At 72.6% G+C, this 24,098-nt stretch carries 22 protein-coding genes and 1 pseudogene; 13 read left to right on the forward strand and 10 right to left on the reverse strand.

Annotation, left to right across the window (positions count from 1 at the left end):
- Positions 1–11: 11 nt before the first annotated feature.
- The 3 genes from ABZ823_RS07775 to ABZ823_RS07785 are packed head-to-tail and all read right to left on the reverse strand — an operon-like array spanning position 12 to position 4,944.
- A complete protein-coding gene (locus ABZ823_RS07775) occupies positions 12–3,530 on the reverse strand; it encodes a 5-oxoprolinase/urea amidolyase family protein (protein ID WP_361655168.1) in 3,519 nt (1,172 codons plus the stop codon).
- Entirely contained in the window at positions 3,527–4,123 is a 597-nt protein-coding gene (locus ABZ823_RS07780; RefSeq protein ID WP_361655171.1) for an urea amidolyase associated protein UAAP2, read from the reverse strand. Before ABZ823_RS07780 ends, ABZ823_RS07775 begins: the two co-directional genes overlap by 4 nt.
- Positions 4,120–4,944 (reverse strand): urea amidolyase associated protein UAAP1, encoded by an 825-nt coding sequence (locus ABZ823_RS07785; protein ID WP_361655174.1) that lies wholly within the window; start codon positions 4,942–4,944, stop codon positions 4,120–4,122. The genes ABZ823_RS07780 and ABZ823_RS07785 overlap by 4 nt, the downstream gene beginning before the upstream one ends.
- Positions 4,945–5,281: 337 nt before the next feature.
- Between ABZ823_RS07785 and ABZ823_RS07790 the strand changes: the two genes are divergently transcribed.
- From ABZ823_RS07790 to ABZ823_RS07815, 6 genes are all read left to right on the forward strand, one after another.
- Positions 5,282–5,908, forward strand: a complete 627-nt coding sequence (locus ABZ823_RS07790) for a helix-turn-helix domain-containing protein (RefSeq protein WP_361655177.1) — start codon at positions 5,282–5,284, stop codon at positions 5,906–5,908.
- A gap of 350 nt (positions 5,909–6,258) precedes the next feature.
- Entirely contained in the window at positions 6,259–7,878 is a 1,620-nt protein-coding gene (locus ABZ823_RS07795; protein ID WP_361655180.1) for an ATP-binding protein, read from the forward strand.
- Positions 7,875–8,282 (forward strand): roadblock/LC7 domain-containing protein, encoded by a 408-nt coding sequence (locus ABZ823_RS07800; protein ID WP_265559338.1) that lies wholly within the window; start codon positions 7,875–7,877, stop codon positions 8,280–8,282. Before ABZ823_RS07795 ends, ABZ823_RS07800 begins: the two co-directional genes overlap by 4 nt.
- Positions 8,279–8,695 carry a DUF742 domain-containing protein gene (locus ABZ823_RS07805; protein WP_361655184.1) on the forward strand — a complete coding sequence of 139 codons (417 nt, stop codon included), beginning with the start codon at positions 8,279–8,281 and terminating at the stop codon, positions 8,693–8,695. The genes ABZ823_RS07800 and ABZ823_RS07805 overlap by 4 nt, the downstream gene beginning before the upstream one ends.
- Complete coding sequence (locus tag ABZ823_RS07810; protein WP_361655187.1) at positions 8,676–9,296, forward strand: ATP/GTP-binding protein; 621 nt, start codon at positions 8,676–8,678, stop codon at positions 9,294–9,296. The genes ABZ823_RS07805 and ABZ823_RS07810 overlap by 20 nt, the downstream gene beginning before the upstream one ends.
- A 138-nt stretch (positions 9,297–9,434) precedes the next feature.
- On the forward strand, positions 9,435–10,967 hold the full coding sequence (locus ABZ823_RS07815) for a cytochrome P450 (protein WP_361655190.1): 1,533 nt from the start codon (positions 9,435–9,437) through the stop codon (positions 10,965–10,967).
- Between the two features lie 4 nt (positions 10,968–10,971).
- Here the strand turns inward: ABZ823_RS07815 and ABZ823_RS07820 are convergent, their stop codons facing one another.
- Positions 10,972–11,913, reverse strand: coding sequence for an RluA family pseudouridine synthase (locus ABZ823_RS07820; protein ID WP_361655193.1), 942 nt, complete (start codon positions 11,911–11,913; stop codon positions 10,972–10,974).
- 151 nt (positions 11,914–12,064) lie between these two features.
- Between ABZ823_RS07820 and ABZ823_RS07825 the strand changes: the two are divergent.
- A pseudogene (locus tag ABZ823_RS07825) lies at positions 12,065–12,190 on the forward strand (GNAT family N-acetyltransferase); the annotation flags it as partial.
- 29 nt (positions 12,191–12,219) lie between these two features.
- Here the strand turns inward: ABZ823_RS07825 and ABZ823_RS07830 are convergent.
- Both ABZ823_RS07830 and ABZ823_RS07835 read right to left on the reverse strand, forming a co-directional pair.
- Positions 12,220–12,768, reverse strand: coding sequence for a GNAT family protein (locus ABZ823_RS07830; RefSeq protein WP_361655196.1), 549 nt, complete (start codon positions 12,766–12,768; stop codon positions 12,220–12,222).
- Between the two features lie 31 nt (positions 12,769–12,799).
- Positions 12,800–14,323 carry an amino acid permease gene (locus tag ABZ823_RS07835; protein WP_361655199.1) on the reverse strand — a complete coding sequence of 508 codons (1,524 nt, stop codon included), beginning with the start codon at positions 14,321–14,323 and terminating at the stop codon, positions 12,800–12,802.
- Between the two features lie 218 nt (positions 14,324–14,541).
- Here ABZ823_RS07835 and ABZ823_RS07840 point away from each other — a divergent pair, with 218 nt between their 5' ends.
- From ABZ823_RS07840 to ABZ823_RS07850, 3 genes are all read left to right on the forward strand, one after another.
- Positions 14,542–15,192: a PadR family transcriptional regulator gene (locus ABZ823_RS07840; RefSeq protein ID WP_361655202.1), complete on the forward strand. Its 651-nt coding sequence runs from the start codon at positions 14,542–14,544 to the stop codon at positions 15,190–15,192.
- Between the two features lie 231 nt (positions 15,193–15,423).
- Positions 15,424–16,437, forward strand: coding sequence for an ATP-binding cassette domain-containing protein (locus ABZ823_RS07845; RefSeq protein ID WP_361655204.1), 1,014 nt, complete (start codon positions 15,424–15,426; stop codon positions 16,435–16,437).
- The gene (locus tag ABZ823_RS07850; protein ID WP_361655207.1) at positions 16,434–17,210 is read left to right on the forward strand and encodes an ABC transporter permease; all 777 of its coding nucleotides are present in this window, start codon (positions 16,434–16,436) and stop codon (positions 17,208–17,210) included. The genes ABZ823_RS07845 and ABZ823_RS07850 overlap by 4 nt, the downstream gene beginning before the upstream one ends.
- A 60-nt stretch (positions 17,211–17,270) precedes the next feature.
- On the opposite strand, the gene ABZ823_RS07855 is transcribed toward ABZ823_RS07850, so the two are convergent.
- Positions 17,271–18,113 (reverse strand): siderophore-interacting protein, encoded by an 843-nt coding sequence (locus ABZ823_RS07855; RefSeq protein WP_361655210.1) that lies wholly within the window; start codon positions 18,111–18,113, stop codon positions 17,271–17,273.
- A gap of 234 nt (positions 18,114–18,347) precedes the next feature.
- Positions 18,348–19,277 (reverse strand): 5'-3' exonuclease, encoded by a 930-nt coding sequence (locus ABZ823_RS07860; RefSeq protein ID WP_361655879.1) that lies wholly within the window; start codon positions 19,275–19,277, stop codon positions 18,348–18,350.
- Between the two features lie 607 nt (positions 19,278–19,884).
- Between ABZ823_RS07860 and ABZ823_RS07865 the strand changes: the two genes are divergently transcribed.
- Both ABZ823_RS07865 and ABZ823_RS07870 read left to right on the forward strand, forming a co-directional pair.
- The gene (locus ABZ823_RS07865) at positions 19,885–20,463 is read left to right on the forward strand and encodes an XRE family transcriptional regulator (RefSeq protein ID WP_361655213.1); all 579 of its coding nucleotides are present in this window, start codon (positions 19,885–19,887) and stop codon (positions 20,461–20,463) included.
- Between the two features lie 44 nt (positions 20,464–20,507).
- Positions 20,508–21,227 (forward strand): helical backbone metal receptor, encoded by a 720-nt coding sequence (locus ABZ823_RS07870; RefSeq protein ID WP_361655215.1) that lies wholly within the window; start codon positions 20,508–20,510, stop codon positions 21,225–21,227.
- Here ABZ823_RS07870 and ABZ823_RS07875 read toward each other — a convergent pair.
- Complete coding sequence (locus ABZ823_RS07875; RefSeq protein WP_361655218.1) at positions 21,193–22,317, reverse strand: TDT family transporter; 1,125 nt, start codon at positions 22,315–22,317, stop codon at positions 21,193–21,195. The genes ABZ823_RS07870 and ABZ823_RS07875 overlap by 35 nt on opposite strands.
- Before the next feature lie 71 nt (positions 22,318–22,388).
- Here ABZ823_RS07875 and ABZ823_RS07880 point away from each other — a divergent pair, with 71 nt between their 5' ends.
- The gene (locus ABZ823_RS07880; protein WP_361655221.1) at positions 22,389–23,312 is read left to right on the forward strand and encodes a LysR family transcriptional regulator; all 924 of its coding nucleotides are present in this window, start codon (positions 22,389–22,391) and stop codon (positions 23,310–23,312) included.
- Positions 23,313–23,368: 56 nt separating this feature from the next.
- Here ABZ823_RS07880 and ABZ823_RS07885 read toward each other — a convergent pair whose 3' ends face one another.
- Positions 23,369–24,058 (reverse strand): gamma-glutamyl-gamma-aminobutyrate hydrolase family protein, encoded by a 690-nt coding sequence (locus ABZ823_RS07885; protein ID WP_361655224.1) that lies wholly within the window; start codon positions 24,056–24,058, stop codon positions 23,369–23,371.
- Positions 24,059–24,098 lie beyond the last annotated feature (40 nt).

The raw sequence follows: 24,098 nt of genomic DNA on the forward strand, positions 1-24,098 counted from the left end.
CGTTGCTCCTCCTACGGCTCAGTCGGCGGGGCCAGGACGACCAGCGCCGTCCCCGCCTCCACCTGGTCGCCCGGCCTCGCCAGGACCTCTGTCACCACGCCGTCCATCGGCGCGTGCACCCTCGACTCCATCTTCATCGCCTCCAGCGCCAGCAGGGGCTGCCCGGACCTCACCGTGTCCCCCGGCGCCACATGCAGCTGCCACACGGACGCGGAGAACTCGGCCTCGACCAGCCGCCCGCCCGCCGGGAGCGCGACCTCGGCCGCTGCCGGCGCGGGCGGGGCCGCCGTCTGAGCCCGGGCGAACTCGCCCGCCGCCTCCCAGGCGTCGCGTTCCGCGGCGAAGGCGGCGCCCTGACGGGACCTGAACCCGGCGATGGCGTCGGCGTTCTCGGCGAGGAACGCCCGGTACCGTGCCAGGGAGAACTCGCCCTCCTCGATGCGCGGTACGAAGCGGCCGGAGGCGATGTCCGCGCGCAGTTCCAGCAGTGTGTCCGCGTCGACCGGGTACCACCTGATGCGGTCGAAGAACCGCAGCAGCAACGGTGAGCCCGGCTCGAACGCGCCCCGCTGCTGCCACCCCGACCACACCTGCGTCGTACGGCCCACGAACTGGTAGCCGCCGGGGCCCTCCATGCCGTAGACGCACAGGTAGGCCCCGCCGATGCCGACCGAGTTCTCGGCGGTCCAGGTGCGGGCCGGGTTGTACTTCGTGGTGACGAGGCGGTGGCGCGGGTCCAGGGGCGTGGCCACCGGCGCGCCGAGATACACATCGCCCAGGCCCAGGACCAGGTACTCCGCGTCGAAGACCGTGCGGTACACGTCCTCGACCGAGGCGAGCCCGTTGACACGGCGGATGAACTCGATGTTCCACGGACACCAGGGCGCGTCGTCGCGGACGCCCGCCATGTAGCGGGCGATGGCCTCGCGGGTGGCCGGATCGTCCCAGGACAGGGGCAGATGGACCGTCCGGGAGGGCACGACCAGTGCGTCGGTGGGCGGGAGGGACACGGCCAGCTCCCGCACCGCCGCGAGCAGTTCGGATTGCGGGAGCCGCTGCGGATCCGTCCGGATCTGGAGGGACCGGATACCGGGCGTGAGGTCCGTGACGCCGTCCAGGCAGGCCCCTGACACCGCCTCCATCAGCGCGTGCACCCGCATCCGCAGCGCCAGGTCCAGCTGCATCGACCCGAACTCGACCAGCAGGTTGTCGTCACCGCTGCGCCGATAGGTCACATCGCCGTCCCGGGCCAGCACCCCGCCGTCCACGATCGCAGGCCGCGGCCTGCCGTCGTCGGCCAGCGGCGCGAAGCGGACCGTGTCGCCGGGGCGCAGCTGGCCGAGTTTCCAGCGCTCCCCTGTCGCCACCGTCGCCGGGCAGACGAAGCCGCCGAGCGAGGGGCCGTCCGGGCCGAGCAGCACCGGCATGTCACCGGTGAAGTCGACGGCGCCGACCGAGTAGGGGGTGTCGTGGATGTTGGAGGGGTGCAGACCCGCCTCCCCGCCGTCCGGGCGGGCCCAGCGCGGCTTGGGGCCCACCAGCCGTACGCCCGTGCGCGCCGAGTTGAAGTGGACCTTCCATTCCGCGGCGTAGAAGTCCTCGATGTCTTCCTCGGTGAAGAACTCCGGTGCCGCGTGCGGGCCCTCCAGGGCGCCGAGCAGCCAGGACGAGCCGAAGACGGGGCGGTCGGCCGCCGGGACCGGGGTGCCGGCGGTCACCGCGCCGCTGTGCAGGACGTCCCCCGTGCGCAGCGCACGGCCGCCGTGGCCGCCGAACCGGCCCAGGGTGAAGGTGCTCGCGCTGCCCAGGAACCCGGGGACGTCCAGGCCGCCGCCCGCGAACAGCACGTACGTCCTGAGGCCGGGCCCGGGAGGCGCCCCGATCTCCAGTACGGCGCCGGCGGGGACTGTCACGGGCTCCCACTGGGCGACCGGGGTGCCGTCGACCGTGACGGGCGCCGGGGCGCCCGTGACACACACGGTCGTGGCGTGGGTGAGGCGCAGTGTCGGGCCCTGGAGCGTGCACTCCAGGCCGGGCGCGCCCGCCGGGTTGCCGAGCGCCCCGTTGCCGAGTCGGAAGGACAGGTCGTCCATCGGGCCGCTCGGCGGCACGCCCACCTGCCAGTAGCCGGTGCGGCCCGGCCAGTCCTGCACGGTGGTGAGTGTCCCGGCCGACAGCACCTCGATGCGCGGGGTGGGGTCGGTGACGCCGTCGAGGGTCGCCGTGGAGTGCGTGGCCGCTCGGACGTCCCGGTCCGCGAGGGCCGCCCGCACCAGCCCCAGATTGGTCTCGATGCCGTCGACCCGCGTCCGCGACAGGGCCTCGTCCAGCCGCCGGAGCGCGTGCGCCCGGTCCGGGCCGCGGGCGACGACCTTGGCGAGCAGGGGGTCGTATGCGGTCGTGACCTCGGTGCCCGTCTCCACCCAGCCGTCCACGCGGACGCCCGGCGGGAACTCGACCCGGGTCAGCAGGCCCGCGCTGGGCCGGTGGCCGCGCGAGGGGTCCTCGGCGTACAGGCGGGCCTCGACGGCATGGCCTCGGGGCGGCCCCGGGTCCCGTACGACGTCGCGGTCGCCGCGCGCCAGCCGCAGCATCCAGGCGACGAGGTCCACCCCGTAGATCTCCTCGGTGACGGGGTGTTCCACCTGAAGACGGGTGTTGACCTCCAGGAAGTAGGCCTCCTCGCGGGCGGCGTCGTACACGAACTCGACGGTGCCGGCCGAGCGGTAGCCCTCCGACGCGCACAGGTCGTGTGCCGCCGCGGCGAGTTGTGCGCGCACCCGCGCGGGCAGATAGGGCGCCGGTGCCTCCTCCACCACCTTCTGGTTGCGGCGCTGGAGGGAGCAGTCGCGGTCGCCGAGGGTGACGACATGGCCCCGGCCGTCGCCGAAGACCTGCACCTCGACATGGCGGGCGTGCTCGACGAGCCGTTCCAGGAAGACGCCCGCGGTGGCGAACGAGGCGGCGGCCACACGCTGCACCCGTTCCCATGCCTCGGCCAGTTCGGCGGCGGAGCGGCAGGCCGACATGCCGATGCCGCCGCCCCCGCCGGTCGCCTTGAGCATCACGGGATAGCCGATCACGGAGGCCTCGCGCAGTGCCTCGTCCAGGGAGGGCAGCAGGCCCGTGCCCGGCGCCAGCGGCACGCCCGCCACCTCGGCGGCGGCCCGTGCCGTGTGCTTCGCGCCGAACAGCTCCAGCTGCTCGGGCGTGGGCCCCACGAACGCGATCCCGGCGTCCTCGCAGCGGCGGGCGAACACCGCGTCCTCGGACAGGAAGCCGTAGCCGGGGTGGATGGCGCCCGCGCCCGTGTCCTTGGCGGCCTTCAGCACCAGGTCGGCGTCGAGGTACGACTCCTTCGCGGGCGCGGGGCCCAGCCGTACGGCCTGGTCGGCGAGGCGGACGTGGGGTGCCGAGCGGTCCGCGTCGGAGTACACCGCGACCGTGCGCAGGCCGAGTTCGCGGGCGGTGCGCATCACGCGGACCGCTATCTCGCCCCGGTTGGCCACCAGCAGGGTCTCGAAGCTCATTCGGTGCCGCCGATCGCCATCTGCACCGCGGTCGGCTCGAAGCCGTTGCAGGGATTGTTGATCTGGGGGCAGTTGGAGACCAGCACCAGTACGTCGCGTTCGGCACGCAGGGTCAGGGACAGGCCGGGCGCCGAGATGCCGTCGACGATGCCGAGGGTGCCGTCCTTCTCGACGGGCACGTTCATGTACCAGTTGACGTTGGAGACCAGATCGCGCTTGCCGAGACCGTACCGGGCGCCTTCCGCGAGGAAGTTGTCCACGCAGGCGTGCTGCGACCAGGTGTGGTGCCCGTACCGCAGGGTGTTGGACTCCTTGGAGCAGGCGCCGCCGACCGTGTCGTGGCGGCCCACCTCGTCGGCGACGACGGTCATCAGCGGGGTGTGCTCGTTGGAGAGCAGCACGCTGCCCGTGGTCAGGAAGATGTTCCCCTGCGCGTGGATGGTGTCGGGGGCGCTGTAGCGGACGGAGGTGTCGTGGGCGTCGTACACGAGGAAGTCGACGGCCTGGTTGCCGTGCAGGTCGGTGATGGTCAGCGTCCGGCCGGTGCGGACGACGGCAGACCAGGCGGCGCGGGCCGGAACGACGGTCTTCATGCGAGCCCCCTGGCGGCGAGGAATTCGACGGTGTTGAGGAAGGCGCGGCGGCCCTCCGGGGTGGCCTCCCACAGCCGGTCGCCGGGGCGCGTCGCCTCCGAGCGCCAGGCGAGGACCTCCAGGGGGGCGCAGACGTAGTCGGGGCGCGGGTCGGCCGGATGCGGGACGTTGGCGAGGAGCACCGTGACGTCCTGCTCGGCGCGCAGGGTGACGCTGCCGCCCGGGCCGCCGGAGCCCGTGAAGTGGAGGGCGCCGTCCGCCCGGACCTCCACGCCCTGGAAGAACGACAGCGACGGCGGCAGATCGCGGGGTGCCAGGCCGTTCTTGGCGGCGGCCAGCTTGAACAGCTCCCGCCCGGCGGGGGACGCCGACTGCGGGGTGCCGTCGCCGTACCGCCGTGTGTTGCGTACGAGGGTGGAGGTGCCGCACAGCGCGTCGTGCCGGCCGGTGGTGTCGGCGACGACCGAGGCGAGGACACGGCCCTGGTCGGACAGCAGCAGCTGCCCCTCGCCGAGGTAGGCGTTCCACTGCACCTTGACCGTGTCGGCGACGTTGAGCCGCTCCCAGGGGCGGTCGGCGGCATACAGCAGGAGGTGGGCGCAGGCCTCACCGCGCGGGTCGGTCAGGCGCAGCTCGGTGCCGTGGGCCAGGACGCGGTGGCTGTAGTTGCCGCCGGCCACGGTCTCCGCCCACACCAGGTGGCCCGCCTCGCAGGGCGGTGCGGGCCAGGCGCTCGCGGGCACGACGGGCATGGCCTCGGCTCGGGTGCCCTCCTGTGCCCGGGCGTGCTCGCGGGCTCCGTGGGTGGTCGCTGTCGCCATCGCGGGACCTCCGGGTGATCCGGTGACTGTTGCTCCGGGTTCTTCTGTCGTCCGGCAGAAGAACCGGACTATTTCTGTCGCGCGACAGAAATTAGGTGCGGAGCGGGTCGCGTCCGTGTCCCGGCTGTTGCCGACCGGTTACCGATCCCTCACCGGCACCGCCGCACGGCGGCCCCCTCGCGACCCGCCGGGGGAGGGGCGCGCGCCCGGCCGTCGGGGTTTCGGGTGCGCGCCTGGCCGCTGTGCTTCCCAGGGCCCTCTGGCCGCGTGATCACCGCCGGAGCGTGCGCCCGCTCGTCGAGATCGCCGTGCGTCGCCGTGTGCGAGGATCGAACGCATGAGAACCGGTGGGGGGCGGCGGGTCGGCAGGCCGCGGGTGGCGCAGCGGCCCGACAGCGGGCTGTCGCCGCGCGACGAACTCCTCGCGGCCGCCGCCGAGTTGTTCACCACGCGGGGGTACGCGGCCACCACCACCCGGGCCGTCGCCGAGCGGGCCGGGATGCGGCAGGCGTCCATGTACCACTACGTCTCCGGCAAGGAGGAGCTGCTCGCCGAGCTGCTGGAGTCCACGGTCACGCCTTCGCTGGCCTGTGCGCGTGAGCTGCTCGCCGACGATGTCGCTTCGGCCGAGGAGCGCCTGTGGGAGCTGTGCCGCACCGATGTGGAGCTGCTCTGCGGCGGCCCGCACAACCTCGGAGGCCTCTATCTGCTGCCCGAGGTCCGCGCCGAGCGGTTTGCCGGCTTCCACGCCGTACGTGCCGAACTCAAGGACGCCTACCGGCAGTTGATCGCCGGCACTCCGGCGGGTGGCGCGCTCGCCAAAGGTGAGCTGGACCTGCGGACGGATCTGGTCTTCGGTCTGATCGAGGGTGTCATCCTCGTCCACCGCTCCGACCCGGACCGTCCGGTCGCGGCGTTCGCGGAGGCCACCGCGGACGCCGCGCTGCGCATCGCCGGTGTGTGAGACGGCGGCCTGAGGGGCGCCCACGTCATCCGCGACGGAGGAATGTCACCCATATGGGCGGACCGTCCCCGACGCCTGTTCCCCGTGACGCACCGTGTGCGAACAAAGGCTCAGCGTGCAAAAGAAGTCGAGCGTACTCCTGCCCCGCGGGCATTTCAGGTGCTTGCGGAATATGACATGGCGATGATCCGGTCGGACTAAGCTCGCCCGCAGCGCACCGAGTTGAGGCGTAATCGTGCGCTTGTTCCCCAACATACCGAAGATCCGCCGATGCCGGATTGCGTTCCGGTGTCTACGCCCGCTTTCGCCAAGCAAGCACCCGTCCAGCCGATTCGTCTCAGAGGGCATATATGGTGAGTGTTCCATCGCCTCCCGGTGGCCGTGAACTTCCCTACGCACCCGTGATGTTGCTGCCCGCCATACTGATGGCCGCGGCCACCGGGACCGCCGTCGTCCTGGTGACGGCCCCGGCCAAGCCCGCCGTCGGCTGGTTCGGCGCCGCCGCCACGCTCCTCGTGGCCGCCGTCGCGGCCCTGGCCGCACGCCGGGACCGCTCGCTGCGCTCGCTGCGCGCCGACTTCGCACAGCGGGCCGCCTACCTCGAACAGCGCATCGCCTCCCAGGACGACGACCTCGAGTTCTTCCGCACCGAGATCGTGCCCAGGGCCCTCGACACGGTCCGGGACGGCATCTCCCCCGCGGAGGTGATCCGCACGGTCGTCGACGAGAACCCTCACTTCCGCGGACTGCCGCAGCCGCAGCGCCAGTTGCTGCGCACCGTGCTCCAGATCGTCGACCGCGAGATCGCACGCCGTGACTCCGCGCTGCGCGCCTTCGTCAACATCGCCCGCCGCGTCCAGGCCCTCGTCCACCAGCAGGCCAAGGAACTGAGGGAGATGGAGGAGGACCACGGCCGCAACCCCGAGGTCTTCGACGACCTGCTGCGCATCGACCACGGCACCGCGCTGATCGGCCGCCTCGCGGACTCCATCGCCGTCATCGGCGGCGGCCGGCCCGGCCGCCAGTGGCCCCAGCCCGTACCGCTCTACAGCGTGTTGCGCGGCGCGATGTCCCGCATCCTGGAGTACACCCGCATCGAGCTGCACTCCATCGCCAAGGTCAACATCAAGGGCACCTCCGTCGAGCCGATCATCCACGCCGCGGCCGAACTCCTCGACAACGCCACGCGCTACTCCCCGCCCCAGACCAAGGTCCACGTCACCGCCACCGAGGTGCAGACCGGCATCGCCGTCGAGATCGAGGACGGCGGAATCAGCCTCAGCGAGGAGAACCGCGCCAAGGTCGAGCGGATGCTCGCCGAGGCCCAGGCCGGCGTCGACGTCCAGGAGATCGGCGAGGCACCGCGTCTCGGCCTGGCCGTGGTCGGTCGCCTGTCGACGATGTTCAACATGCACATCTCGCTGCGGCAGTCGGCGTACGGCGGCGTCCGCGCCATCCTCGTCATCCCCAACGACATGCTGACCACCGACCCCGCGCCCGGATTCGCCCACGGCATCGGCGCCACCTCCGTGCCGACCCTGGACAACGACGGCGTCGAGGGGCCCGAGCGCGTGGAGAAGAGGCGCCGTCCGACCACCGGCCCGCGCATCCCGGAGCAGTTCACCATGGAGGACGACGTCCCCGTGGTCACCGAGTGGACCGCGGGCGGCCTGCCGCAGCGCCGCAGCAGGGTGAAGACCCCGCTCAGCCGGCGTATGGCGGAGGCCGCCGCCGCGGAGGCCGCCGCCCGGGCCGTCGAGGCCACGACGCACGCACCCTGGAGGCCCGAGCCCGAACCGGAGAAGGAGGAGCCCGCTCCCGGTCTGTGGGTCGAGGCGTTCATGGACGGGCTCAAGACCGCCCCGGACCCGAACGCCTTCTCCGCCGGGCCCCCGGCTGACGACCCGCGCGCACTCACCAGCCACGACGAACCGGCCCCTGCCCAGGCCGACGAGGGGGACCACAAGTGATCCAGCAGCGAGGCAATTTCGACTGGTTGCTGAAGGAACTCGCCGACGGTGTACCGGGCGTCCACCAGGTCGTGGTGCTCTCCGCCGACGGTCTGCGCATCGCCCGCTACGGCGGTGACCCGGACGCGGCCGACCGCGTCGCCGCGGCCTGCGCCGGACTGCAGAGCCTGGCCGGAGCGGTCGCCGCCGAGATCCCGGACAGCGACGGCCGGATGCGCATGGTCATCATCGAGATCGACGGCGGCTACTTCTACATGATGGCGGCGGGCCCCAACGCCTACCTCGCGGTCCTCGCCGACACGGTCGCCGAGGCCGGACTGATGAGCAACCGCATGCGCGACCTCGTCCTCCGCATCGGCTCCCACCTGACGAGTCCGCCGCGGCGCAACGGGCAGACCGTATGACTCCTCCGCAACGCCGACGGCGTCACCCCAAGGAACAGCCCCCGCCGGAGCCGGTCGCGAAAGGCGGCCCGAAGCAGGGCGAGCAGAAGAACCCCGAGCGGTTGTACATCCTCACCGGAGCGACCGCCGGTGGCGAGCGCGCCCCCATCGACCTCGTCACCCTGATCGTGACGAGCGCCGACCCGCCGCCCACAGCCACGCCGGAGCAGTCGGCGCTGCTGCGGCTGTGCCGTGCCCCCCTGTCCGTGGCCGAGATCTCGGCCTATCTCAGTCTGCCGTTCGGCGTGGTGACGGTCCTGCTCACCGAGCTGCTGGCGGCCGAACTGGTCCAGGCACGCGCCCCGATCGTCCGCGAGGCGGTGCCCGACCGATCCCTTCTCGAAGCGGTGATGCATGGACTTCAAAAGCTCTGACACCGTCCCCGGTCCACGGGCCGAGGACCACCTGCCGCACACCACGCAGGCAGCGGTGAAGATCGTGATCGTGGGCGGCTTCGGAGTCGGCAAGACCACCATGGTCGGTTCCGTCAGCGAGATCAGGCCGCTGACGACCGAGGAGACCATGACCCAGGCAGGCATCGGAGTCGACGACGACTACGGCTCCGACACCAAGACGGCCACCACCGTGGCCATGGACTTCGGCCGGATCAGCATCACCGAGCAACTGGTGCTGTACCTGTTCGGCACCCCGGGCCAGGAACGGTTCTGGTTCCTGTGGAACGGTCTGTTCGAGGGAGCGCTCGGGGCGGTCGTGCTGCTCGACACCCGCCGGCTCGAGGTCAGCTTCGACGTCATCGGCCGACTGGAGGAACGCGGTGTGCCCTTCGTGATCGCGGTCAACTCCTTCCCGGACGCTCCCCGTTACCCCATCGAGGAGCTGCGCGGGGCGCTCGACCTGCCCGAGGAGATCCCGATCATGGAGTGCGACGCACGGCGCCGCGCCTCCAGCCGTGAAGTCCTGATGACACTCATGCGCTTCCTGCACTCCCTTGCGCTGGCGCACGCCCCTGCCTGACCCAGTGGCACCCATATCTGCTCTTTTCCCCTTCCCCTTCCCCTTTCGCTTTTCCAGGACTCGGATGTTCCGTTTCCGGCCCCCGCATGTCCCGTCCCCACCCCAGACACCGGCCCCGACCGTTTCGGAGCGACCATCGTGACGCCTGAATCCCACCCCCTGACCGACACGGACCTCACCGCCGACGACGCGCCCCTCCCACCGCCCGGCTGCCCGGCCCACGGCCTCGGCCCCGGCGGAGTGCGCCGGCTCTACGGTCCCGAGGCGGAGGACCTGGGAGCCCTGTACGAGAAACTCCGTGCCGAGCACGGCGCCGTGGCCCCGGTGCTGATCCACGACGACGTGCCGATGTGGGTGGTGCTCGGGCACACCGAGAACCTGCACATGGTGCGCTCTCCCTCGCAGTTCACCCGGGACAGCCGCACCTGGGCCCAGCTGAGGTCCGGCCGGGTCAAGCCCGACCACCCGCTGACCCCGCACTTCGCCTGGCAGCCCATCTGCTCCTACGCCGAGGGCGACGAACACCTGCGGCTGCGCGGCGCGGTCACCGGCGCCATGTCCACCATCGACTACCGGGGACTGCGCCGGTACATCAATCGCACGACGCAAACCCTCGTCAACCGGTTCTGCGAGGCGGGCCGGGCCGATCTGGTGAGCCAGTTCGCCGACCACCTGCCGATGGCGGTGATGTGCGAGGTCCTCGGAATGGCCGACGAGTACAACGACCGGATCGTGCACGCCGCCCGGGACATGCTCAAAGGCACCGAGACCGCGATCGCCAGCAACCAGTACATCGTGGACGCCCTCACCCGGCTCACCGCCCGCCGCCGCACCCAGCCGGAGGAGGACTTCACCACCCACCTCGTCAACCATCCGGCTCGGCTGACCGACGACGAGATCAGGGAACACCTGCGTCTGGTCCTGATCGCCGCCTACGAGGCCACGGCCAACCTCATCGCCAACGTGCTGCGCGTGATCCTCACCGACCCGCGCTTCAGGGCCCAGCTCAACGGCGGGCAGATGACGGTGCCCGAGGCGGTCGAGCAGTCCCTGTGGGACGAGCCACCGTTCAGCGGCATCCTCGGCTACTTCGCCAAACAGGACACCGAGCTGGGCGGCCAGCGCATCCGCAAGGGCGACGGGCTGCTGTTCGGCATCGCCCCGGGCAACGTCGACCCGCGCGTACGGCCCGACCTCTCCGCCGGTATGCAGGGCAACCGTTCCCATCTCGCCTTCGGCGGCGGCCCCCACGAGTGCCCCGGCCAGGACATCGGCCGCGCCATCGCCGACACCGGCATCGACGCGCTGCTGATGCGACTGCCGGACATCCAGCTCGACTGCGCCGAGGACGAGTTGCGCTGGACGGCGTCCATCGCGTCACGGCACCTGGTGGAGCTGCCGGTGCGGTTCGAGCCCAGGCCGCCGCAGGACGTGAAGCAACGGCCGGGCCCGCGTCCCCTGCCGACTCAGCGCCCCGGCTGGCTGATCACGACCGGCGGGCCGGAGATCACGGAGCCGGTGGCCGCCCGTCCGGTCCCGCGCGAGCCGGTGACCGCCGGGTCGGCCGCATCGGCACCGGGCGCTCGCCCGCTGCCGGCGCAAGCGGCCGCGGAACCCCGACGACGCCTGGGGCCGTGGCGGCGGGTGGTGCGGTGGTGGCGGGGGGACTGAGCCGCTACCGGGCCCAGGACTCGTACGCCGACCAGGCCTCGAGGACCCGTCCGCTGACGAAGCGGTGCGCCCGCCCCGTGACCGGATCGGTGAACTCCAGGACACGCGCCAGCAGTTGGAGCGGGCGCCGGAAGTCACCGGCCGGCCGGGGCCCGGTCACCACGGGGTAGAGCGGATCGCCGAGGATCGGCAGCCCCGACGCGGCCATGTGCACCCGGAGCTGATGGGTCTGCCCGGTGGCGGGGAGCAGTCGGTAACGTGCCCGGCCGGCGCGGTGTTCCAGCAGTTCGATCCGGCTGACCGAGTTGGGCTCGCCGGGCACCTCGCGGGCCGCGAGGACCCCGCGCTCCTTCACGATCCGGCTGCGTACGGTGCGCGGCAGAGCCACGTCGGGGTCGTACGGGGCGACGGCCTCGTACTCCTTGGTCACTCGTCGGTCGCGGAACAGCGACTGGTAGGTGCCGCGGTCCTCGGGCCGCACGGTGAACAGGACGAGGCCCGCGGTGAGCAGGTCCAGCCGGTGCGCGGCGGTCAGTGCGGGGATACCGAGGTCGCGCCGGAGCCGGGCGAGGGCGGTCTCCGCGACATGACTGCCGCGCGGGGTGGTGGCGAGGAAGTGCGGCTTGTCGGCGACGACGATGCGCTCGTCGCGGTACACCACCTCGAGAGGGAACGGCACGGGATGCTCCTCGGGCAGCGCCCGGTGGAACCACACGTACATGCCCGGCACGTACGCCGCGTCGCGCGCGACCGGCCGCCCGTCGGCACCCACGATCAGCCCCGAGTCGAGCATTCCGTCGATCACCCCGTCCCCGGCCGCCAGCCGCGCCACGAGGTGGTCCCGCACGGTAGCCCAGCGCTGCTCGAACGGCAGCCGCACCCGTACCGGATCGACCCCGTGGCGCTGGGGCAGGGGGGAGGGCGGGATCCGGGTCTTGCGTCGCATCACGGCCAAGCGTACGAGGTCCGCGGTGGCCGTGGCCGAGGAGCTTCAGCGGTCGGGGCGTCAGGACCAAGTGCCCGGCTCCTGGCTGCCGCACCCGGCGCGGCAGGACATCGCTGACGAGGTAGGGCATGACGCGCGTACTGCCAGGCCGGCCTGCCGCGTCGCGACGAAGACGGGCTTCGCCCTGGAGGGCACCAAGCGCAGTGCCCTGCGCCACCCGGACGGCTGGCACGACATGCGCCTGCACGCCCGGATCCAGGGCGTCCGGCGCTCCTAGTGCCCCTGGACGACCGGGCCGTGCAGCCGTTACGCGGGGTTCGCCCACTCCTCGCGAAGCATCCCGAAAAGCACGCGGTCGTAACGCTTCCCCTCCACCAGCACGGCTGACCGGCGGCGGCCTTCCTCGCGGAATCCCAGTGTGGTGAAGGCGCGGACGGCGCGTTCGTTGCCGCTCCAGGTGTCCAGCTCCAGCCGGCTGAGGGGGTACGCGCCGAACAGGTGGTCCACGAGCAGCCGCAGCGCCTCGGAGCCGTGGCCGCGACCCCAGAACTCCTGCTCGCCGATGGTGATCCCCAGCGTGGCCACTCCGGCATACGGGTCCAGGTCCCGGTAGTCGGCCATGCCTATCACCCTGCCGTCGGCCGGCTCCTCGACCGTGAACACGGCCGACTCCCTCGGGCTCAGCCGCAGCATGGTGTCGAAGCCGAGCCTGACCGCCTCCGCCGTGACCGGGCCGAAGCAGGGGTCACCGGCGGCGGCCCAGCGGACGACCTCCGGGTCGTTGCGCCACCGGAGATGGTGCTCGGCGTCCTCGGGGCGCAGCGGGCGCAGTCTTACCAACGTGCCTTCGATCATTGCGGAATCCTAGATCGATTCCGGTGACCTTTCAGATCCGGGCGGCCGCCTCCTGAACGGCCGCTTCGGGTACGGCTGCCGGGGCCGCCGTGCGCGTGCGGTACGCACGGCACACCGCGCCCACGGCCAGCGTCGCGACCAGGAACAGCACGGTGAACCACCGGAAGTACCAGTGCCCGCCCGGCGGGTCGTACACGGCCGCGCGCGGCCAGGCCAGGTTGACCGTCATCACCAGGCCGTAGAGCAGGGCGAGGGCGTTCACCGGGACGCCCCGGCGGCCGAGGGAGAACAGAGGGGTGCCCGTCTCGTCGGTGCCTCCTGCGGGGAACTCGCCGCGCAGACGCCGTACCAGAAGGGGGCCCGTCACCATCGCGTACGCCAGATACAGCATCACGATGCAGGTGGTGCCGATGGCCAGGAACGCCTCCGGCGAGACGAAGTCGAGCAGCAGCACGGCGGCGGCCAGGACGCCGACCACCACGGCGGGGGCGCCGGGCATGCCCGTGCGCGGGTTGACGCGGGCGAGCCGCCCGGCGAACGGCAGCTGTCCGTCGCGGGCCATGGAGAAGAGCATCCGGCAGGCCGCCGTCTGGATCGCGAGGGTCGCGACCGCGATCGCGACCACCACGTCGGCGAGCAGTACCCGGCCGACGCCGTCGCCGAGGCTGCTGGTGAGGACGTAGGCAAGGCCGTCGGTGCCGAGCCGGCCGTCCGTCAGGCTGGGCGCGGCGAGGATGCCGCCCAGGACGATCAGCCCGCCGAGCAGTCCCGCGGCGCCGAGGGCGGTGAGGATCGTGCGGGGCGCGGTGCGGCGCGGGTGGTGGGTCTCCTCGCTCATCTCGCCCGCGCTGTCGAAGCCGATCATCACGTACGCCGCCGTGAACGACCCCACGAGCAGGGCGCCGAGCAGGCCGCCGGTGCCGGGGCCGGTGTGGAAGGTGATGCCGGGGGAGCGCCGTGAGTGGGTGAGCAGCAGCACGACGATCAGGCACGCGCCGATGATCTCGGCGGTGACCCCCACCCGGTTGATCACGGACATCACACGGTTGTCGACCATGTTCACGAGTGTGGTGAGGGCCAGCAGGACGAGGCCGAGGACCGCCGCGTTCGCCGCGCCCGTCGCGGAGGTGGGAGAGGGATCGCCGCCCACCAGCTGGAAGCCGGACCACAGCGGCGGCATCACCATCTGGAGGGCGAGCGCCGCGGCGGCGACCACGACGACCTGCCCGATCACCATGATCCAGCCGGCGAACCAGCCGAAAGCGGCGTTCGACAGCCGTGAGGACCACTGGTAGACGGCGCCCGAGAGGGGGTAGCGCGCCGCCAGTTCCGCGAAGCACGCGGCGACCAGCACCTGGCCCACCAGCACCGCCGGCCAGGTCCAGAAGAAGACGGGGCCGCCGAACGCGTATCCGAACGCGAAGAACTGGAAGACGGTCGTCAGCACGGAGATGAAGGAGAACCCGGCGGCGAAGGACGCGTACCGGCCGAGGCTGCGGTGCAGTTCCTGGCGGTAGCCGAACTCTCCGAGGGAGCGGTCATCGGTCGTCGTCACGACGGCACCTGCCTTCGTCGCCGGGAGTGCATTTCCTGTCGGGCGACAGAAATTAGGCACGCGCTGTTTCGCCCGTATCACGCCGCCGTGTCCGGTGCGGGCCCAAGTCCTCACGCTCTTGCGCGGACAGGCTGTTCGCGATATGTCGTGTGTATTGCGCGCGGCCGTGACACGCGATATGTTCGGCGACGGATATTCGGAAGCGAGGTGACAGTCCAATGGCGACGAAGCGCCGAAAGCTCGGCAATCCGCTGGCGCTCGCGGTCATGGTGCTGCTCACCGAGCGGCCGATGCACCCGTACGAGATCGCCCGGACCCTGCGCCGTCGCGGCAAGGACACCAGCCTCAAGATCAACTACGGCTCGTTGTACACCGTCGTCCAGAACCTCCAGAAGCACGGCTTCGTCGAGGTCGCCGAGGTGCAGCGCCAGGGGAACCGCCCCGAGCGCACGCTCTACGGCATCACGGACGCCGGACGGGAAGAGGCCACCGAGTGGCTGTCGGACCTGCTCGCCGTCCCGGCGCGGGAGTTCCCCATCTTCGAGGCGGCGCTCTCGCTGATGGGCGTGCTCCATCCCGAAGAGGTGGCCCGCCTCCTCGCGGAGCGGCTGGGGAGCCTGGACGTGCGGGCCGCAGGCCTGCGGGGCGTCAGGGAGAAGCTCCACGAGACCCTGCCCCGGCTCTTCCTGATCGAGTCCGAGTACGAGCTCCATATGGTCGAGGCGGAGGCCGCGTGGGTACGCGGCCTCCTCGCCGAGCTCACCGCGGGCACGTTTCCCGGCCTGCGGGAGTGGCGGGCCTTCCAGGAGACGGGAGAGGTCCCCAAGAAGTACCGGAAGTTGGAGGGCGGCGACGTGAACGGACCGTAGCCGCCGTGACGGCGAAGACCCCGGCCGGGCTGTTGCAGCAGCCCTGCCGGGGTCTCGAACCCCGAGCTGAATCCGCCATGAGGCACATCCAGGCGATCGAGGTGCGGCACACCCAGGATAGCCCGGCGCTCCTCCCGCGGATCAGTCGTTTCTCCGCGCAAGCGGATCCCGATCCCTCGGCCCATCGAGCTCATCGAGCTCATCGAGGCCCGTCCATGGAGAGCAGTCGTCATGAACACCCGTGCGCCCGCAGTGCAGGCGCGTCAGCTCGTCAAGACCTATCCCGGTGACGTCACGGCGTTGAACGGCCTGGACGTCACCGTGGAGTCCGGCACCGTCTTCGGGCTCCTCGGCCCCAACGGCGCCGGCAAGTCCACCACCGTCAAGATCCTCACCACACTGGCCCGCCCCGACTCGGGCTCGGCCGCCGTCGCCGGGCACGACGTGCTGCGCCACCCGGACCGGGTGCGCCGGGCGATCGGCGTGGTCGCGCAGAACTCGGGAGCCGACCCCGTCGCCACCGGCCGCGAGAACCTGGAACTCCAGGGCAGGCTCTACGGGGTGAGGGGCCGGAAGCTCACCGCGCGTGTGGACGAGCTCCTCGCGCGCTTCACCCTCACCGAGGCCGCCCGGCGCCAGGTCAAGGGGTACTCCGGCGGCATGCGGCGACGCCTGGACGTGGCCCTCGGCCTCGTCCACCGCCCCGACGTGCTCTTCCTCGACGAACCCACCACCGGTCTCGACCCCGAGGCGCGCACCGCGATGTGGGACGAGATCGCCCGTCTCGCCGGCGACGAGGGCCTGACCATCCTGCTCACCACTCACTATCTGGAGGAGGCCGACCGGCTCGCCGACCGCATCGCGATCGTCGACCGCGGCCGTGTCGTGGTCGAGGGCACCCCCGAGGACCTCAAGGGCGAACTGCGCGGGGACGCCGTCCATGTGGAGCTGCGCGAGACGCTCGGCGACAGCGGGCGGGCGCTGCTGCAAGGTGCCCTCGGGGCGGTTCCGGGCGTGCACGAGGTCCTGCTCGACGGGCGCCGCGTCAGCGTCCGCGCCGACGACGGAGCGGCCGCCGTTCCCGCGTTGCTCGGGGCGCTGGAGCGCGCCGGGGCCGGCGTGGCCTCCGTGACCGTCGCCCGCCCCTCGCTCGACGACGTCTACCTCCGCTACGCGGGCCGCCGTTACTCCGAGGCCGAGGTCACCGGCACCGACGCCCTCGTCCTCGCGGGAGGTGCCCGATGAGCGCCGCGCTCCTGGAGACCTGGTACATGACCCGGCGTCAGCTGCTGGTCTTCGCCCGGCAGCCCGCATATGCGGTCATCACCCTCATCCAGCCGGTGATCTGGCTGTTCCTCTTCGGCAGCCTTTTCAAGAAGGTCGTGGAACTCGGCGGCTTCGGCACCACCTCTTACCTGGACTACCTCGTCCCGGGCGTGGTGGTGATGAGTGCCCTCAGCTCCAACATGTGGGCGGGCATGGGGACCCTCGAGGAGATCCAGCGGGGCACCCTCAACCGCTTTCTGACCACACCGGTCAGCCGGGCCGCGCTGATGAACGGGAACGTCGTCAACAACGGCCTGGTCACCGCCCTCCAGTCGATGGTGATCGTGCTGCTCGGCCTGCTGGGCGGCGCCGACTACCCGGGCGGCATCGGCGGCGTCACCGTGCTCGTCGTCGCCTCGGTGCTGCTCGGCACCGTCTTCGGGGCACTGTCCAACGCGCTCGGGATGCTGGTGCGCGAGAGGGAATCGATCATCGGGATCAACACCTTCCTGCTGCTCCCGCTCACCTTCCTGTCCTCCGCCTTCATGGCCCCGTCGCAGATGCCCTCGTGGATGCGGCACATCGCCGACTTCAACCCGCTCGACTGGGCGATGGTGGCCGGCCGTTCGGCGATGTCCGCGCACCCCGACTGGGGTGAGGTGCTCGGCCGCGGAGGGGCGCTGCTGGCACTGGCTCTCGCCGCGGTCTGGCTGTCGATCCGCACGTTCCGTTCCTACCAGCGGTCGGTCTGATCACCCCACCACGAAGGGGCGGCACCTCGCCGGTGCCGCCCCTGTCCTTTCCCGCCGCTCTCACGCGGCGGCGGTGCCCTCCTGCTCCGCCTCTATGCGCGCGTTCCAGTCGCGCTTGGACGCCTGCCAGCCGTCCTCGTTGTGGCCGAGGCGCCAGTAGCCGGAGATCGAGAGGTCCTCGCGGGGGATGCGGTGCTCGACGCGCAGCAGCCGGCGCAGCTCCTTCACCCAGCCGGCCTCGCCGTGGACGAACGCGTGCACCCGGCCCTCGGGGAACTCGAGGGCCCGCACGGCCTCGACCAGGGCCTCGCCGATCGGGCGGTCACCCCGGTGCAGCCAGACGACACCCGCATGGGAGTCGATCTTCTGCTCCTCCTCGGGGCCCGCGACCTCCACGAAGGCGTACGCCTCTGCCCCCTCGGGCAGCGCCTCCAGGGCGGCCGCGATCGCCGGCAGCGCGCTCTCGTCTCCCGCGAGCAGATGCCAGTCGGCCGCGATGTCCGGGGCGTAGGCGCCGCCGGGACCCACGAACCGCACGGTCTCGCCCGGCTGCGCGCGCAGCGCCCAGGGACCGGCGAGGCCCTCGTCGCCATGGATGACGAAGTCCAGGGTCAGTTCCCGGTGTTCGGGGTCCCAGCCGCGCACGGTGTACGTCCGCGTCACGGGCCACTGCGCGCGCGGAAACTCCTCGCGGATGCGCTGCATGTCGAAGGGTTCGGGATAGGTGACGCCCTCGGCCGGGAACAGCAGCTTCACATAGTGGTCCGTGCAGCCGCCCGTCGCGAACTCGGCGAGCCCCTCGCCGCCCAGCACCACCCGCTGCATGTGCGGGGTCAGCCGCTGCGTGCGCACGACCTGCGCCGTGTGGGCCTTCCGTGCCCTGCCTGCCGGGCGCTCTGCCATGACGGTCTCCCAATCCCTCGCTTAGGGTTACCTAAGTTACCATCTGCGTCCGGCTGACACCCCTCCCGTGAAGCCTCGATGAGCCCGCCTTTCCGGAACCGTTACGCCCGGCGCGCAGCACGGCTCGTACGCCCGGCGCGCGGCACGGCTCACGGGCGGCGCGCGGCACGGCTCACGGGCGGCCCGGCGGGTGGTCGCGCGGCCGGCCCGGCGCCGGACGCGTCGTCCGCGACGTCAGGTGCCGAGCGTGGTGAGCAGCCGCTGAAGTGAGCCGCCCAGGCCCCAGCGGACCGTCAGTTCGTCAAGTGCCGCGGGGTGGCGCGGCGCGTGCGGGAGGGCCGGGTCGACCTCCGGCAGGGGGACGTCCCCGGCGACCCGGACGACTCTCGGCGCGACCGCCACGTACGGCCGTGCCTCGTCCAGCCGCTTGCGCTGGGCCGGGGTGAGCCGGGACGCCGGGTCGTCCACCGCGGCCATGATCCCCGCCAGGTCCCCGAACTCCGCGAGCAGCTTCGCCGCGGTCTTCTCGCCGATGCCCGGCACCCCCGGCAGTCCGTCGCTCGGGTCGCCGCGCAGCAGCGCCAGATCCGCGTAACCGGGGCCGTCGACGCCGTACTTCTCGCGCAGCACCGCCTCGTCGGTGAGCTGGAGCGTGCCGACGCCCTTGAGCGGGTACAGCACGCGCACCCCGCGCGCGTCGTCGACCAGCTGGTACAGATCGCGGTCGCCGGTCACGATGTCGACCGGGCCGTTCGCGCGGGCCGTGAACGTGCCGATCACGTCGTCCGCCTCGTACCCCGCCACGCCTACGCGCGCGATGCCCAGGGCGTCCAGCACCTCCTCGATCACCGGCACCTGCGGGGAGAGCGTGTCCGGCACCTCCTCCTCGTCCGGTCCCGCGGCGTGCTCCTCGGCCACCCGGTGCGCCTTGTAGGAGGGGATCAGCTCCACCCGCCAGTGCGGGCGCCAGTCCGCGTCCATGCACGCGACCAGGTCGTCCGGGCGGTGGTCCCGGACCAGGCGGTCGATGAATTCGAGCAGCCCCCGCACGGCGTTCACGGGTGTGCCGTCCGGGGCCTTCACGGACTCCGGGACGCCGAAGTAGGCGCGGAAGTAGAGCGAGGCGGTGTCGAGGAGCATCAGGCGTCGGGTCACCTTCCGCATCATGCCGTACGGCACCGACAGCGCCCAGAAGACGCCCGCCGGGGTAGCCGGGGCCGCTGAGGGGCCGCCGGGGCCGCCGAGGGGCCGCCCCCGTGCCGGCGTACGAGACGGTCCGTACGGACGTATGAGAAAGATCCGGACAACCCGATCGGGTCCATCCGCCACGCACCGCCCCCGGCCCGTCATGGGTGCCGTACACCGCTTCGGCACCGTCGGCCACGTTCGTGCTGTCCCTGGGAGCGGCCGGCCTCGCGGCCCCCGGTCGGCGGGACCGCCCGCCCCGGCCTCGGCGGCCCGGCGGACCGCACCGCGCCGCACCTCGGCGAAGCGGCCGCGTGGGCGCCCGTCTCTCTGTGACCAGCCCTTTCGTCCGGTGCGCAGACGTGTGCGCGGGGCGGCGGAAGGGCTCGCCCAGTGGCGCGAACCGGGACCCTCGCCACTGTTGTATCTGACACCGATGTGACGGGCGCATGAAACGGTTGGCCGAACATGCGTAGGGTGCAGACAGAACTCGACAGCAGCAGTGCACCGACGCATCACCGGGCAGCGGCGGCACGTCCGCCGGACAGGGCAGCCGGACCGACGAGCGAGGGAGGCAGCCGGAGCGATGGGCGATCACAAAGAACAGCCCCTTCGGGTGGGTGCGGCCGTCCGGCGGCGGCGGCGGACCCTGGAGCTCACCCTCGCCGTCGTGGCTCAGCGCAGCGGCCTGTCGGTCCCCTTCCTGAGCCAGGTCGAGAACGAGCGGGCGCGCCCCAGCCGCCCCTCCCTGGAGCGGATCGCCGACGCGCTCGGCACCACCGCCGTCGAGCTGCTCGCCGCCGCCGACCCGGCGTGCAGCGTGGACGTGCTGCGCGCCGACGACGAGGCCGTGGAGCCGGACCTGCCGCGGGTGCGCGCGCTGGTGCGCGGCCACCACCAGCTGCACGCGATGGAGTTCATCGGAGACCACGACGAGGGCCGCGAATTCCAGCACCGCAACGACGAGTTGATGTACGTCGTCGAGGGAGCCGTCGAGGTGGAGGCGGAGGGCCGGGCGCACCGGCTCGGACGCGGCGACACCCTCTACCTGAGCGGGGGAGTGCGCCACCGCTGGCGGGCGACCGTGCCGGACACCCGGGTGATCGTGGTCGCGGTCGCGGACCACATCGAGGCGGTCGAGGACCCGTCCCGCCGACGCCGCTGACCCGCCGGATCCCTGTCACCGCCCCGCACGCCCGAGGAGGCCGTATGCGTGTCGTCTCGCTCGTGCCGTCGCTGACGGAGGCCGTGGCCGCCTCCGTGCCCCAGGCGCTGGTCGGCGCGACGGACTGGTGCAGTCACCCCGTGGACCTCGACGCCGTCCGGATCGGAGGCACCAAGAACCCGAAGGTCGAGCGGATCGTCCGGCTCGCCCCCGACCTGGTGCTCGCGAACGAGGAGGAGAACCGCGAGCCGGACCTCACCGCCCTCCGCGAGGCAGGGCTGAAGGTCCTCGTCACCGAGGTGCGGGACGTGCCGGGGGCCTTCCGCGAGCTGGAGCGGGTCGTGGCCGCGTGCGGGGCGCCCGCCCCGCCGCGCTGGCTGGACGAGGCCCGCGCCGCGTGGGCAGGGCTGCCGTTGCCCGAGCCCCGTACCACCGCCGTGGTGCCCGTCTGGCGACGACCCTGGATGGTGCTGGGCCGCGACACCTTCGCCGGGGACGTCCTGGCCCGGCTCGGCGTGGACAACCTGTACGCGGCACACTCCGGCCGCTATCCGCGCATCCCCCTGGAGGAACTGCGCGCGGCGGCGCCCGGCCTCGTGGTGCTGCCCGACGAGCCGTACCGGTTCACGGCCGAGGACGGCCCGGAGGCGTTCGAGGGGACACCGTGCGCGCTGGTCAGCGGGCGTCACCTCACCTGGTACGGCCCGTCCCTGGCCGAGGCACCACGCGTCATCGCCGAGGCGCTGCGAGCAGCTCGCCGCTGACGACGCCCCGGCCCGTACGGCAGGCGGCGACGGCCCAGGCCGCGACGAGCAGCACATACAGCCCGATGGCCAGTGCGTCCAGGACGACGAGCCCGGTGCGCCGGGCCAGCGCCTCCGCGCCGGTGACACACGTGCCGACCGGGAAGGTGAACGCCCACCACGTCATCGTGAATCCCATGTCCCGCCGCAGCGCGCGCACCACCAGGGCGGCGGCGAGTGCCAGCCACAGCACGGCGAAGCCCAGCACCGGAACGCCGTAGAGCAGGGCGAGGACGTCCAAGCCCCGGGCGTACGGCGGCGGCACGGCCCCCGGCGCGACGGCCCCGAGAGCGCCGGCGGCGGTGACGGACTGGCCGAGCGGGCCGAGGACCAGGAACAGGGCCGGCGTCCAGGCGAGCGGCAGCGGGCCCCGGATGACGAGCCGGGCGAGGATGAGCGGCAGCGTCACGAACGTGGCCAGGAGGCTCATCCCGGCCATCGCCAGGCAGGCCAGCAGCAGGGTCTCCCGCTCCTGCCCGGCGGGCAGATGCGGGACCAGCAGCGGCCCTTGGGCCGCGGAGACCATGGGGGCGACCAGGGGCAGCAGCCAGACGGGGCCGGCCTGGTCCGGCTCGATGCGGTGCCGGGCGACCATCAGATACGGCACCGCCACGGCGACGACCAGGCCGGCGGCGCTGCCGGCGGTGAAGAGCGCGGCGTCCAGGGCGAGGGCGGGGCCCGGCCCGGTCCAGTCCCGGCCCACCACCAGGGCACCGCCGCCCACGGCGAGCAGGGCCATGGCGAAGCAGCCCTGGAAGGGAGCCACGGCGGGGTCCAGGAGATCGGCACGGGCCTGGTCACGATGGTGGATCCAGTGCAGGGCGCGGGCGCACAGGAGGACCACCAGTAGGGCCAGGGAGAACGCCCACACGGCCGCGCAGGCCGCCCGCAGCCCCGGCACGCGCGCGGCACCGGGCAGACCGGCACCGGCCGTCGCCACGATCGCGGTGCCCATGACGGAGGCGTACCAGTTCGGGCCGAGGTGCCGGACGGCGGCGGCGCGACGCCGGGGGACGCGGGGGAGGACGAGAGGCTGAGCTGCGGTGGCCATGTCCGCACGGTCTCGTGGGACCACCCCCGCCGACCAGGGAGTGTGTCTCTATCACGGCATAAGCTGTGCTTATGAGCATGGGTGTGGAGGCGGCGGCCCCGGTGGCCGGTCTGGCGCACCGGGTGCCGGATCTGGGCGCGCTGGAACTGCTGCTCGCCGTCGCCCGGCTGGGGAGCCTCGGGCGTGCGGCGCGGGAGGTGGGGATCAGCCAGCCCGCGGCCAGCAGCCGGATCCGGTCGATGGAGCGTCAGCTCGGCGTGGCGCTGGTGGACCGCTCGCCGCGCGGTTCACGGCTGACCGACGCCGGGGCGCTGGTCACCGACTGGGCGCGGCGGATCGTGGAGGCCGCGGAGGTGTTCGACGCGGGGGCACAGGCGCTGCGGGGCCGACGCGACTCACGGCTGCGGGTGGCCGCGAGCATGACGATCGCGGAGTATCTGCTGCCGGGCTGGCTGATCGCGCTGCGGGCGCGGCGGCCGGACACGGCGGTGTCGCTGCTGGCCGGGAACTCGGCGGCGGTCGCCGGGCGTCTGCTCGCGGACGAGGCGGATCTGGGTTTCGTGGAGGGCCTCAGCGTGCCGGCCGGGCTGGACGCGGCGGTCGTCGCCCACGACCGGCTCATCGTGGTGACCGCACCGGGGCACCCGTGGGCACGCCGCCGTGTGCGCCTGTCCGCCGGGGAACTGGCCTCGACCCCGCTGATCCTCCGGGAGGAGGGCTCGGGCACCCGCCAGGTCCTTCAGGCGGCTCTGGGCGGCTTGGCCCGCCCGCTGCTCGAGCTGTCCTCGACGACGGCGGTCAAGGCGTCCGCGGTCAGCGGCGCGGGTCCGGCGGTGCTGAGCGAACTCGCCGTCGGCGAGGAACTCTCCGCCCGCCGCCTGGTGCGCGTTCCCGTCGAGGGGGTACGGCTGGACCGGGCGCTGCGGGCCGTGTGGCGCACGGGTCACCGGCCCACGGGTCCGGGACGGGACCTGCTGGGGCTGACCCGGGCGTGACGCGGAGGCAGCGGCCCGGCCCGGTCAGACGGTCGCCGCGGCCGGGACCGGCCCGGTCAGACGGTCGCCGCGGCCCGCACCAGCGCCCCCATCACGCGCACGTCCTCGCCCATCTCCGGATGCCACTGGACGCCCAGCACCCAGTCGGCCCCCGGCCGCTCCACCGCCTCGATGATGCCGTCCTCGGCGTAGGCCGACACCACCAGCCCCTGGCCGAGCCGGTCCACCGCCTGATGGTGGTGGGTCGGCACGGACACCGACTGCGGCGCCACCCGCGCGTACCGTGTGCCCGGCACCGGCTTGACCGTGTGCCGTCCGAACTCCCCCACCCGGTCGACATGCCCGTCGATGTGCTGCACGAGCGTGCCGCCCAGAGCGACGTTCAGCAGCTGCATCCCCCGGCAGATACCGAGCAGGGGGGTGCCGGACGCCAAGGCCGCCCGGATCAGGGCGAGTTCCCACGCGTCCCGCTCGGGCGCAGGCGGACCGGTCCGCGGGGAGCGCTCGGCGCCGTAGCGGGACGGGTCGACGTCCGGGCCGCCCGTGATCACCACACCGTCCAGCCGGGCCACCGTCTCCGCCGCGTGCGCCGGATCGTCCGGCGGCAGCATCGCGGCCAGTCCGCCGGCCCGCTGCACCAGGAGCGGATAGCCCGCCGGCAGCAGCGCCGCGTCCAGCTCCCAGCGGCCCCAGCGGGTACGGGCCTCCAGATACGTGCTCAGACCGATCAGTGGTCGTCCGGTCACATGGGCCTCCCCGGGTTCCAATGGAGTGAATTCCTACCTT

It is taken from the genome of Streptomyces sp. NPDC047079, from assembly GCF_040643755.1.
Taxonomy (GTDB): domain Bacteria; phylum Actinomycetota; class Actinomycetes; order Streptomycetales; family Streptomycetaceae; genus Streptomyces.